Annotated in this window: 11 protein-coding genes; 7 read left to right on the forward strand and 4 right to left on the reverse strand. The window is 72.4% G+C overall.

The window, feature by feature from the left end; all coding sequences use genetic code 11:
* The first annotated feature begins 6 nt into the window (after positions 1-6).
* Positions 7-684 (forward strand): NUDIX domain-containing protein, encoded by a 678-nt coding sequence (locus ACSSS0_RS19910; protein WP_487229351.1) that lies wholly within the window; start codon positions 7-9, stop codon positions 682-684.
* A complete protein-coding gene (locus ACSSS0_RS19915; protein WP_487229352.1) occupies positions 681-1,106 on the forward strand; it encodes a YchJ family protein in 426 nt (141 codons plus the stop codon). The genes ACSSS0_RS19910 and ACSSS0_RS19915 overlap by 4 nt, the downstream gene beginning before the upstream one ends.
* Here ACSSS0_RS19915 and ACSSS0_RS19920 read toward each other — a convergent pair.
* On the reverse strand, positions 1,011-2,012 hold the full coding sequence (locus ACSSS0_RS19920; protein ID WP_487229353.1) for an EamA family transporter: 1,002 nt from the start codon (positions 2,010-2,012) through the stop codon (positions 1,011-1,013). The genes ACSSS0_RS19915 and ACSSS0_RS19920 overlap by 96 nt on opposite strands.
* A 73-nt stretch (positions 2,013-2,085) precedes the next feature.
* Here ACSSS0_RS19920 and ACSSS0_RS19925 point away from each other — a divergent pair, with 73 nt between their 5' ends.
* Positions 2,086-3,009 (forward strand): LysR family transcriptional regulator, encoded by a 924-nt coding sequence (locus ACSSS0_RS19925; RefSeq protein WP_487229354.1) that lies wholly within the window; start codon positions 2,086-2,088, stop codon positions 3,007-3,009.
* A gap of 98 nt (positions 3,010-3,107) precedes the next feature.
* Here ACSSS0_RS19925 and ACSSS0_RS19930 read toward each other — a convergent pair whose 3' ends face one another.
* Positions 3,108-4,196 (reverse strand): acyltransferase family protein, encoded by a 1,089-nt coding sequence (locus tag ACSSS0_RS19930; RefSeq protein WP_487229355.1) that lies wholly within the window; start codon positions 4,194-4,196, stop codon positions 3,108-3,110.
* 151 nt (positions 4,197-4,347) lie between these two features.
* Here ACSSS0_RS19930 and aspS point away from each other — a divergent pair, with 151 nt between their 5' ends.
* The 4 genes from aspS (at position 4,348) to ACSSS0_RS19950 (ending at position 8,935) form a co-directional block, all read left to right on the forward strand.
* Positions 4,348-6,177 carry an aspartate--tRNA ligase gene (aspS, locus tag ACSSS0_RS19935; protein ID WP_487229356.1) on the forward strand — a complete coding sequence of 610 codons (1,830 nt, stop codon included), beginning with the start codon at positions 4,348-4,350 and terminating at the stop codon, positions 6,175-6,177.
* A gap of 124 nt (positions 6,178-6,301) precedes the next feature.
* A complete protein-coding gene (locus ACSSS0_RS19940) occupies positions 6,302-8,014 on the forward strand; it encodes a peptide-N4-asparagine amidase (protein ID WP_487229357.1) in 1,713 nt (570 codons plus the stop codon).
* Positions 8,015-8,038: 24 nt separating this feature from the next.
* A complete protein-coding gene (locus ACSSS0_RS19945; RefSeq protein WP_487229358.1) occupies positions 8,039-8,491 on the forward strand; it encodes a helix-turn-helix domain-containing protein in 453 nt (150 codons plus the stop codon).
* Positions 8,492-8,500: 9 nt separating this feature from the next.
* A complete protein-coding gene (locus ACSSS0_RS19950; RefSeq protein ID WP_435986270.1) occupies positions 8,501-8,935 on the forward strand; it encodes a VOC family protein in 435 nt (144 codons plus the stop codon).
* 24 nt (positions 8,936-8,959) lie between these two features.
* On the opposite strand, the gene ACSSS0_RS19955 is transcribed toward ACSSS0_RS19950, so the two are convergent.
* A complete protein-coding gene (locus ACSSS0_RS19955; RefSeq protein ID WP_487229359.1) occupies positions 8,960-9,724 on the reverse strand; it encodes a GNAT family N-acetyltransferase in 765 nt (254 codons plus the stop codon).
* Complete coding sequence (locus ACSSS0_RS19960) at positions 9,721-11,916, reverse strand: MMPL family transporter (protein WP_487229360.1); 2,196 nt, start codon at positions 11,914-11,916, stop codon at positions 9,721-9,723. Before ACSSS0_RS19960 ends, ACSSS0_RS19955 begins: the two co-directional genes overlap by 4 nt.
* Between the last annotated feature and the right edge of the window lie 4 nt (positions 11,917-11,920).

Below are 11,920 nucleotides of genomic sequence, written 5' to 3' on the forward strand. Positions count from 1 at the left end.
CCGCGGGTGAGCCTGGACGCGCCGCGAGGCACTGGAGCCGACCTCGTCGAGGACTGGACCGCCGAGCCGGTGGTCGAGTCGTCGACGCCCTTCGAGGGGATCATCTTCGACGTCGTGCGCGAGCGCGTCGACCTCGGCGCCGGGGGTCTCGTGACGCGTGACTTCGTCACGCACCCCGGCGCCGTCGCCGTGCTTGCCCTGCGCGAGCTCGACGGGACCCCGCACGTGCTGCTCATCCGGCAGTACCGCCACGCGAGCGGCGGCCACGTGTGGGAGCTGCCCGCGGGCCTGCTCGACGTCGACGGTGAGCCGCCGTGGGAGGCTGCCGCGCGCGAGCTCGCCGAGGAGGTCGACCTGACCGCCGACGAGTGGCACGTGCTCGCCGACGACGTCACGTCGCCGGGGGCCTTCCCCGAGACGGTGCGGATCTTCCTCGCTCGTGGCCTCCACGAGGTCGCCGCCGCCGACGCCCACCAGCGCACCGCCGAGGAGCTGGGGATCCGGCCGCTCTGGGTGTCCCTCGACGACGCCGTCGACGCGGCGCTCGACGGACGCATCAGCAACTCGGCCACGCTCGTCGGCCTGCTGTCCGCGGGGCTGTCCCGCAGGCGTGGCTGGTCGACCCTGCGGCCGCACGACGCGCCGTGGCCCGCCCGCGAGGCCCAGCGCGCCCAGCGGTCGTGAGCGGTCCCTTCGGCCCCGGGCTCTTCGGAACGTGTCCGTGCGGAGGAGGCACCGAGGGGCTCGCGTATGCCGTGTGCTGCGGTCCGCTCCACGCGGGCGACCGTCCGGCCGGGACCGCGGACGAGCTGATGCGCTCGCGCTACACGGCTTTCGTCGTGGGGGACGAGGCGTACCTCCTGCGCACCTGGCACCCGCGGACGCGGCCCGAGCGGGTGGGGCTCGACCCCCAGACCCGCTGGACGGGCCTGACGGTGCTGCGCACCGAGCGCGGCGGGCCCGATGACGTCGACGGCGTCGTCGAGTTCGTGGCCCGGTGGGCCGAGCCGTCAGCGGGGACCGTGGGTCGGGGCGAGCTGCACGAGGTGAGCCGCTTCGGCCGCCGGGGTGGCCGCTGGCTCTACGTCGACGGCGAGCACGGGTGATCCGTCCGCGGGGACGGTCGGCGCAGGAGCCGTCACGTCACCGCGTCGGCGCATGACGGCGACGGCGACGCCCGCCAGCAGCACCAGCCCGCCGGTCAGCTCGAGGGCGTTGGGCCGCTCGTCGAAGGCGACGGCCGCGGCGGCCATGCCGAAGACCGGGACGAGCATCGCGAACGGCGTCACCTTCGCGACGGGGTGGCGGCTGAGCAGGGTGTTCCAGATGCCGTAGCCGACGAGTGACGAGAGGTAGGCCGTGAACGCGGTCGAGGCCACGGCCTGCCACTGGAGATGGCCCAGAGCGGCCCCGATGGCATCGGGTCCCTCGAAGACGAACGACAGGGCGAGAGCCGGCAGCGGCACGACGAGGCCGGACCAGACGGTGACCCCGAGGCCGGCTCCCGGACCCGTGAGGGCTCCGGCTCGGCGTGTCAGCACGTTGCCGACGGCCCACGACGCGGCGGCGAGGACGAGCACGACGAGGGGGAGCAGCGGCGCCGACAACCCGCGCCCGACCGCGATCGTCAGCAGTCCCGCCCCGCCCAGGGCGACGCCGAGGCGCTGCGCCGTCGAAGGGCGCTCGCGCAGCCAGACCGCGGCGATGACCACGGTGAGGAGCACCTGCGCCTGGAGCACGAGCGAGGCGAGCCCGGGCGGCATGCCGAGGTGCAGGGCGAGGTACATGAGGGCGAACTGTCCGAGGCTCGTGAAGAGCCCGATGAGCGCGAGGTCGCGCCAGGGGAGGCCAGGGCGCCGGACGAGGAAGACCGCAGGGACGCAGACGACGACGAAGCGCACCGCGAGGAAGAGCAGCGGCGGCACCGAGTCTATGCCGGTGCGGATGGCGACGAAGTTCGTGCCCCAGATGAGGGCGACGAGGACGGCGAGGGCGGTGTCACGGCGGCGCATGTCCTCATCGTGGCGGCCCGGGACTGTTCACGTCCATCAAACTGTTCTGGCATCGAATGTGTAGCATCACTGCATGATCGATCCGGTCGCGCTGCGCTCCCTCGTCGCCGTCGAGGCCCACGGCTCCGTCGGCGCGGCCGCGGCCGCGCTCGACTACACCCCGAGCGCGGTGTCCCAGCAGATCAAGCGCCTCGAGACCCAGACGGGGGTGCAGCTGCTCGAGCGGCAGGGGCGCGGCGTGCTGCTGACCGAGGCCGGTCGCACGCTCTCCGGGGCGGCGCGGGGACTGCTGGCCGACATGGAGCGACTCGAGGCCGGTCTCCACGGCGCCAGCGGCGAGACCGTGGGCACGGTGCGCCTCGCGACGTTCGCCACGGCCTACCGGGGTGTCGTCGTCGGCGCCATCGGTCGCCTGCGGGAGGCCGCGCCGGAGGTGGTGCTGCGGCCCGACGAGATCGACCCCTGGGACGCCGTCGATGCCGTCGCGGCCGGCACCCACGACCTCGCCCTCGTGCACAACTGGGAGCCGCTGCCGCTCGCCATCCCCGACCACCTCGACGTGCGCCACCTCGGCCGGGACCGCGCCGACGTCCTCGTCCACGAGGACCACCCCCTCGCCACGCGACGGAGCATCGGCGTGAGGGACGTGCTCGACGTGCACTGGGCCAGCGTCGCGCCCGGATCCATCTGTCACCAGTGGCTCCAGAAGATGTATGCCGACGTCGGCCGGGCTCCGCGGATCGCCCATGTCGCGCTCGAGTTCGCCACGCACGTCGCCCTCGTCGCGGCGGGGGAGGCCATCGCCCTCGTGCCCCGCCTCGGCCGGGGACCGCTGCCCGCGGGTGTCGTCGCCGTCCCCATCGTCGACCCGGTCTCCGAGCGCACCGTGAGCCTCGTCTGGCGGCGCACCATGACGGCGAGTCCCGCGCTGGCCGTGGCCGTGGACTGCCTTGCGGCAGAAGCCTCCCGGGATCTCCAGCCCCTCTCAGGACAGTGACCGGCCCGTGTCGGCCGTGCCGACGACGAAGCCGACGACGGCCGGGACCGCATGGGAGCTCTCAGGACCGAAGGGCCACGCCCTGTGGGACCCCCTCCCTACGCCGTCGGATTGGCGCGCGGACCGGCCGGCACGTCGCGCGCCTCGGCGAACTGCTGCTGGCGTCGAGACGGCTGGTCGAGGCGGAGACGTCCGCGCAGCCGACCGACGGGCCGCTCGACGAGCACCCACGACAGCCACGACACGAGGACCGCGGCCGCGATGAGCAGCAGGTTGCGTGGCGTCGTGTGCTCACCGAGCAGCAAGCTGTTGATGAACGTCTGGTGCCACAGGTAGAGCGCGTAGCTGACGGTGCCGAAGAAGACCATGAAGCGGGAGCCCACGACCCGCGAGTGACCCGACACGGCGGCATACACGAGCCACACCCCGACGACGGCGTAGACGGCCCCGAGGGGGCGGAAGAGCGGGTGGTCGACCGCGAGCCCGTGGCCCGGGAAGGCCGAGACGGCGACCATGACGACGAACGGGACGAGGGGGCTCGTGGCCGGCAGCTCCCAGCCCCGGGACTGCACAGCCGCCAGCGCGAAGGCGAGCGCCACGCCCAGCAGCAGCGCGAACGCGTTCGTCTCGGTCGAGATGTCGAGGCGGATCGCGCTGCCGACCGTCCACACCGAGTAGAAGGTCGCGAGCGCCGCGAGGCTGAGGACGACCGCGAGCGCCCGGCTGCGTAGCCACGTCATCAGGACGATGAAGATCGCCGGCCAGACGACGTAGAACTGCTCCTCGACGGAGAGCGACCACAGGTGGTTGAGCACCCCGAGGTCCGTCCCGGCGATGCGCACCCAGTTGCCGACGTAGAAGAGCGACGCGAGCGCCGCCGTCGGGTAGGTCGAGAGCCGGTCGTCGCCGGTCGCCCACAGCAGCACGGGAGCGAGCAGGAGCAGGAGCACGAGGGCGGGCAGCAGGCGCAGGGCCCGACGTCCCCAGAAGCGCCACAGGCTCACCGAGCCCCAGCGGTCCCACTCCCGGATGAGCAGGCTCGTGATGAGGTAGCCGGACAGGACGAAGAAGAGCGTCACCCCGGACAGCCCGCCCCAGCGCACTGGCAACCCGGAGTGGGCGGCGACGACGAGGAGGATCGCGAGACCTCGGACGCCGTCGAGGTCGCGGTTGCGGGAGTGCTGCACGGCGAAGAGCCTAGGTGCAGGCGGTCTAGGATTGGTCCTCGGTGCCCACGGCCGACCAGCGGCCGGGCACCTGCTCACGACACTCGCTCACCACCTCGCTCAGCCCCGGCGGCCCTCGTGCCGCGGGAACCACGTCCCGGAAGGACCCTCCGTGCTCCGCACTCACGAGGCCGGCACTCTCCGCGCCGACCACGCAGGCCAGACCGTCACCCTCACCGGTTGGGTGGCGCGGCGTCGAGACCACGGCGGGGTCGCCTTCCTCGACCTGCGCGACGCCTCGGGTGTCGCCCAGGTCGTCGCGCGTGACGAGGTGCTCGCCCAGGGCGGTGCCCACGACGTGCGCAACGAGTTCTGCGTCAAGGTCACCGGGGAGGTGCGCGAGCGCCCCGAGGGCAACGCCAACCCCGACCTGCCCACGGGCGACATCGAGGTCATCGTCAGCGAGCTCGAGGTCCTCAACCCCGCCGCCCCTCTGCCGTTCCAGATCGACGAGCGCGTCACCGTCGGCGAGGAAGCGCGCCTCAAGCACCGCTACCTCGACCTGCGCCGACCCGGTGCCAGCTCGGCCGGCGCCGCGATCCGCCTGCGCTCCAAGGTCAACGCCGCCGCGCGAGCCGTGCTCGGCGCCCGCGACTTCGTCGAGATCGAGACGCCGACCCTGACTCGCTCCACGCCCGAGGGCGCGCGCGACTTCCTCGTGCCCGCGCGCCTCGCGCCCGGCTCGTGGTACGCCCTTCCGCAGAGCCCGCAGCTGTTCAAGCAGCTGCTCATGGTGGCCGGCATGGAGCGCTACTACCAGATCGCCCGCTGCTACCGCGACGAGGACTTCCGCGCCGACCGCCAGCCGGAGTTCACCCAGCTCGACATCGAGATGAGCTTCGTCGAGCAGGACGACATCATCGAGCTCGGCGAGTCGATCGTCCAGGCCCTGTGGCGCCTCATCGGCGTCGAGCTCGACGCCCCGTTCCAGCGGATGACCTACGCCGACGCGATGGCCCGCTACGGCTCCGACAAGCCCGACCTGCGCTTCGGCAACGAGCTCGTCGAGTGCACCGGCTACTTCGCCGACACGACCTTCCGCGTCTTCCAGGCCGACTACGTCGGTGCCGTCGTCATGCCCGGTGGTGCGAGCCAGCCGCGCAAGCAGCTCGACGCGTGGCAGGAGTGGGCCAAGCAGCGCGGCGCCCGTGGCCTCGCCTACGTCCTCGTCCAGGAGCATGGCGAGCTCGGCGGCCCGGTCGCCAAGAACCTCACCGACGCCGAGCGCGCGGGCCTCGCCGAGCACGTCGGCGCCCAGCCGGGCGACTGCATCTTCTTCGCCGCCGGTGCGGCCAAGCCGTCGCGGGCCCTCCTCGGCGCCGCCCGTCTCGAGATCGGCCGTCGCTGCGAGCTCATCGACGAGGAGGCCTGGAGCTTCCTCTGGGTCGTCGACGCCCCGCTCTTCGAGCCGGCGGCCGACGCCGTCGCCTCGGGCGACGTCGCCGTGGGTGCCGGCGCGTGGACGGCCGTCCACCACGCCTTCACCTCGCCCAAGCCCGAGTTCCTCGACACCTTCGACACCGACCCGGCGCCGGCGCTCGCCTACGCCTACGACATCGTCTGCAACGGCAACGAGATCGGTGGCGGCTCGATCCGTATCCACCGCCGCGACGTTCAGGAGCGCGTCTTCCAGGTCATGGGCCTGTCCGAGGAGGACGCGCAGGAGAAGTTCGGCTTCCTCCTCGACGCCTTCGCCTTCGGTGCCCCGCCGCACGGCGGCATCGCCTTCGGCTGGGACCGCATCGTCTCGCTGCTCGCGCACACCGACTCGATCCGCGACGTCATCGCGTTCCCGAAGTCCGGTGGCGGCTACGACCCGCTGACCGCGGCCCCGGCGCCGATCACCCCCGCCCAGCGCAAGGAGGCCGGCGTCGACGCGAAGCCGGCGGCCTCCGCACCGGCCGCCCAGGGCGCCCCCGAGGTGAACCCGAAGCAGAGCTGACCTCGGCACCCGTGCCCGGCGAGGGGCTGTCGTCACCTCGGTGACGACAGCCCCTCCGCACGTATGCCGTCACCTGCCACGCGCTTTGCCCATCCTTGACCTGCGCCGTCCTACGGTCGGAGCCATGCGCACACCACGTCGGCGTCCGGTCACGGCGGTGCTCCTGGGCACGGTCCTCGTCCTGTCCGGTGCGACCGCGGCAACGGGCCTGCCCTCCGCCGCCGCCCCCACCGCCGGCCCGTCCGTGGTGCCCGCCGCCGCGCCGCCACCGGAGTTCGGCACCGACTGGGACGACCCGCGCACGCCGGAGCCGCCCGTCCCCGTGCCGGCCACACGCCACTGCACCGTGCGAGTCGTCGACGACGCGTTCGACGACTTCGACGTCCACACACGGGGCTACACCCCGCCCGCCGGGTGCGCGGGTCCGTGGTCCACGGTGGTCATGCGGCTCGAGGGCTCGGTGGCCGGGAGGCAGTTCGACCGCATCGGCTACGTCGACGTCGGGGGGGTGCGCATGCTGACGCTCTCGACGCCGGAGCCGAGTGTCGACGGGATCCGGTGGCACGTCGAGAAGGACGTCACCGACCTTGCACCGCTGCTCGCGGACCCGCAGCAGGTGCAGGCGTTCATCGGCAACGTCGTCGACTCCACGTACACCGGAGTCATCCACGTGACGGTCGACCTCGACTTCTACACCACGGGCCGCGACGCCCCGGCGGCCCGGACGTCCGACGCGGTCCTTCCCCTCTCCGACACCTCCCGCGACGGCACCGACCTCGTCGGCACGCTGACGGTGCCCCGCAACTCGACGCGGTTGCTCGCGGACGTCTTCGCGACCGGGTCCGGCGGTGGCTGCGAGGAGTTCTGGGACACGAGCGCCCCTGCGAGCACGGGCTACTCGTGTCCGGACGGACTGCCGTACCGCGAGGTCGACGTGCGCATCGACGGGCAGCTCGCCGGGATCGCGGCGCCGTACCCCGTCGTCTACACCGGCGGCTGGAGCAACCCTTTCCTCTGGTACACGATCCCCTCGCCCAAGGCGTTCGACATCCCCTCGCTCGGCTACGACCTCACCCCCTACCTCGGGCGCCTCAACGACGGTCGCCCCCACGAGGTGCGCATCTCCGTCGTAGGACTGCCGGCCGGGCAGGGCGGCTGGACGCTCGCTCCACGTTTTCGGGTCTGGCGCGACGCGGGCCGCAGCGTCGTGGCAGGGACGACCGGAACGGCATACGCAGGTGACCCTGTCGTCGAGAGCACCGTGTCGGGTGCCGGCGACCAGGCGGGCCACGTCGATCTGGACGCGAGACGTCAGCTCCGCGTCACGGGGACCCTGTCCACGTCACGAGGCCCGGTGACGACCACGGTCACGCGCCGGCTCGAGAACACGTCGCGACACTCGTGGACCGACGACGAGGCCGACGACACGCTCGCGGCGTCGTGGACCGACACCCAGGAGGTGGCGACCGGCCACGGGAACGCGACCCCGACCGTCGAGCGCACCCAGCACCGTTGGGTCAAGGACGGCGTCCTCGGCTTCCACCCGCGCAGTGACGTCGCCGGTGCGTACGACGTCACGGGCGACCTGGCCATCACGTGGTCGCGCCAGGACTCGCTGACGCGCGGTGCTGCGCGCCTGTCGAGCAGGTCGGAGACCTCGTCCTACGACGGGCAGGCGAGCTGGATCTACGGGGTGCCGCGTGACCAGCGGCACGCGACCGCCGACACGAGTGCCCGGGCCACGCTGAGCGAGAAGGTCCTCGGCCGGCCCGCGACGTCCTGGGACCACCGGCTGCGCGCCGTCAACGGCACCTTCGTCACGGATGCCGTCGGCTGAGGCGCGGAGAGCGACAATGGGCGGGTGACCACGACGGAGCGACGCGCGCCCGATGACGTGCTGGTCCACCTGCGCCGCGCTCGCGACCACGCGGACCGGAACTACGCCCAGGCGCTCGACCTCGACGGGCTCGCCGCCGAGGCGCGCCTCTCGAAGTACCACTTCCTCCGGCTCTTCCGCGCGACGTACGGCGTGACGCCGGCCGAGTACGTCTCGCGCCGCCGCATCGAGCGCGCCCAGGACCTGCTCCGCGCGACCAACCTCACCGTCACCGAGGTGTGCCACGCGGTCGGCTTCTCGAGCCTCGGCTCCTTCAGCAGCCGCTTCCGGTCGGTCGTGGGCGAGAGCCCCAGCGACTTCCAGGCGAGGTATGCCGCGACAGGCGCGCCGCACATCCCCGGCTGCGTCCTGTTCATGTGGGGGCTCGTGGAGGGCTCCGCAACCCAGGAGAAGCGCGAGGCGCCGGACCCGGCCTAGCGTGGTCGCATGATCACGAACATCTCCATCGTCAGCGTCTTCGTCAAGGACATCGACGAGTCCAAGCGTTTCTACGTCGACGTCCTCGGCTTCGAGGAGAAGGACGACATCACGCTCGGCGACGGCTACCGCTGGTGCTCGGTCGTGCACCCCAGCCAGCCGGAGCTGCAGGTCAGCCTCGCCATCCCCGGGCCGCCCTTCCCCGACGAGCTCGTCACCGCCATGAAGCGGGCGCAGGACGCCGGCGGGCTCAACGGCCTGGGTCTCACCGTCGACGACTGCGAGCAGACGTATGCCGACCTGTCGGCCAAGGGCGTCGAGTTCCTCCAGCCGCCGTCGGCCCGCCCCTACGGCACCGAGGCGGTCTGCCGCGACAACTCGGGCAACTGGGTCGTCCTCGTGGAACCGGCCGACCGGACCGTCACCGCGGCCGACTTCGCCTGACGCGCGACGCGGTGCGCCGCCCGGTCAGCGGTCGATGACGACCGGGCGGCTCGACCACGCGCACAGCCGGTCGTATCCGAGCGAGAGGTAGAGCCCGCGCGCGACGTCGTTGTGGGAGTACATCCCGAGCGTGCACACGCCGCTCTCGGCCACGGCCCTCCTCGTGACCGCGCCGACGATCGTGCGTCCGAGGCCGTGCCCGCGCAGGTCGGTGTCGACGGCGACGGACGACAGGTGTGGTGCGCCGCCCCGCGTGGTGCCGCACGCCGCGACGGCCTGCAGGGAACCGTCGGGAGCCTCGACGGCGAACCAGCGCTCTCCCTGTCCCGGCACGGTGTCGGCTGTGGGGGAGTGCGCCTCGAGGAAGGCCTTCACCTCATCGGCTCGCGCGACGTCGTCGAGGACGACGACCCGCTCGTACGAGGGGTGCTCGTCCGGGGCGGTGGTCGTGTGGAACCACTCCCAGTCGCCGCCGTCCATGACGCGGTAGCGCTCCCGGAGCCGCGGCTCGAGGTGCTGCGGCACGCTGACCGAGAAGGCGCGGCGCGCGGGGGAGACGGTCGCCGCGATCTCCGGCAGGTGGTCGAGCAGCGTCGTGACCCCGTCGTCGTCGCCGAGGACGTTCACGGTGCGGTGCACGGCCTTGCGGGTGCGCTGGAAGGCGACGGCGTCGGACGAGGCCCACCACGTCGCGGCGAGGTCGTCGGTGACCTCCCAGCGGACGAACGGGTGGCGACCGGTCGCGTCGAGCAGGTCGTCGAGGCCGTGCGCCGTGACGACGGCCGTCACTCCGTGATCCCGAACCGGTCGTGCAGGCGACGCAGCGGCGCCGGTGCCCACCAGTTCCACCGGCCGAGCACCGTCATCGTCGCCGGGACGAGCAGCATCCGCACGAGTGTCGCGTCGATGACGACGGCTGCGACGAGCGCGACGCCCATCTGCTTGATGATGAGGATGTCGCCGGCGACGAAGCCGCCGAAGACGATGACGATGAGCAGTGCGGCTGACGTGATGATGCGGCCCGTGCGCTGGAGGCCCAGTGAGACGGCGCGGTCGTTGTCGGCGCCGTGCCGGTGGAACTCGACGATCCGCGAGAGCAGGAACACCTCGTAGTCCATCGACAGCCCGAACCCGAAGGCGAGCACGAGGAAGGGCACCATCGACTCGAGGGCGCCCACCGACGAGAAGCCGAGCAGGCCCTCGAGGTGGCCCTCCTGGAAGATCCACACGACGACGCCGAGCGCGGCCCCGAGCGAGATGACGTTGAGCAGCAACGCCTTCATCGGTAGGACGACGGACCCCGTCATGAGGAAGAGCAGCACGAACGTCCCCAGCACGACCAGCGCCACGGCATACGGCGCCCGGTCCGACATCGAGTCGAGGAAGTCGATCTGTCCTGCGGCCTGGCCCGTCGTCAGTGTCTCGAACGGGGCACTCGTCCCGCGGATGGTCGACACGAGGTCCTGCGCCTCGTCGGAGGTCGGACGTCCGGCGACCCGGATGTCGACGCGCTGGTCGCCGCTGCCGAGCGGGCGCACGACGAGACCCTCGACCCCCGGTCGGGTGCGGAACTGCTCGGCCCACGCCGTGACGGCGGCGGTGTCGGCCGTGCGGGCGACGACGGTGACCTCCGGGGCGGACAGGGCCGGGTAGTCACGGTCGAGCTGCTCGAAGAAGACCCGCTGCGGGGCGTCCTTCGGGAGCAGCTCGGTGCCCGAGGAGGTGAGCTTCATCGACAGGGTGGGCAGCGCCAGCGTGACGAGCACCACGACGACACCGATGATGACGGCCACCGGGCGCCGCTGCACGCCGACGGCGAGGCGCGAGAAGAGCCCTACGTCGGACGGCTTCTCGACTGCCTTGCGGGACAACCGCTTTGCTCCCACGACGCACAGCGCCGGCACCAGCGTGATGGCGACGACCATCGCGACGAGCACGACGCTGACCCCGGCCACCCCGATGGCGCGCATGATCGACGCCTCGAAGATCAGCAGACCCGCGAGGGCGATCGCCACGGTCAGGCCGGAGAAGAGGACGGTGCGTCCGGCCGTCGCGACCGTCCGCTCGGCTGCGTGGGCGACCTCCTCGCGGGTCGGGACCTCGTGCTCCCGGTGCGCGAGCTCCTCGCGGAAGCGGCTGACGGTGAGCAGGCCGTAGTCGATGGAGAGCCCGAGACCGAGCAGGGTGACGATGTTGACGACGGTCGCGTCGAGCTCGACGACGTGCGAGAAGCCGAAGAGCGACAGCAGCGCACCACCGATCGAGACGATCGCCCCGACGATGGGCATGCCCGCCGCGACGAAGCCGCCGAAGACGAAGAACATGACGATGAACGTGAGTGGCAGGGCGATGCCCTCGCCGCGGAGGAGGTCGCGCTCGACGGTGCTCGTGATGGCCTGGATGACCTTGCTCGTGCTGCCCACCGACCCCTGGGCGTCCATGGCGGTGGCGACCGCGAGCAGTCGCGTCTCGGCCTGGGTCTCGGCCGAGTCCTGCGCAGCCTTGTCGAGCCCCGGCTCGAAGTCGACGACGGTGACGAACCCGCCCGCCGTCGGGGTCCCGCCCTTGAGCAGGGGCGCCACGGACGGGTCGGTGAGGCCCGCCGGCGCGAGCAGGGGCGAGCGGACGCTCTTGACCCCGGGGACCTGCGCCACCTCGCGCGTCGCCGACGCCCCGGCCTGCACCGTCGCGGCATCGGCCAGGTCGGCTCCGTTCACCTGCATCGTCAGCGTCTCGAGCGCCGGCTGGGTCTCGGCGATGATCTCCTGAGCCTGCGACGACTCCGACTCGACGGTCGGGGCACCCGAGTGCAGCCGCTCGAAGAGCGACTCCCCGGTCACACCGCCGACGGCGACGGCGAAGCACGCGATCGCGGCGACGGCCCAGGCGGCGACCCAGGAGCGCGGGTGCCGCGCGATGAGTGCACCGAGACGAGCCAGACGGGTGCGCGGCGCCGGGCCCGCGGGTGAGGGGTTCTGCACGCGG

It is taken from the genome of Terrabacter sp. R4-6, assembly GCF_057529065.1.

Excerpts from the sequence above, each read along its gene's own strand:
- ACSSS0_RS19920 (WP_487229353.1), bottom strand. The coding sequence starts at position 2,012 with ATGCGCCGCCGTGACACCGCCCTCGCCGTCCTCGTCGCCCTCATCTGG.
- ACSSS0_RS19925 (WP_487229354.1), top strand. The coding sequence starts at position 2,086 with ATGATCGATCCGGTCGCGCTGCGCTCCCTCGTCGCCGTCGAGGCCCAC.
- ACSSS0_RS19940 (WP_487229357.1), top strand. The coding sequence starts at position 6,302 with ATGCGCACACCACGTCGGCGTCCGGTCACGGCGGTGCTCCTGGGCACG.
- ACSSS0_RS19950 (WP_435986270.1), top strand. The coding sequence starts at position 8,501 with ATGATCACGAACATCTCCATCGTCAGCGTCTTCGTCAAGGACATCGAC.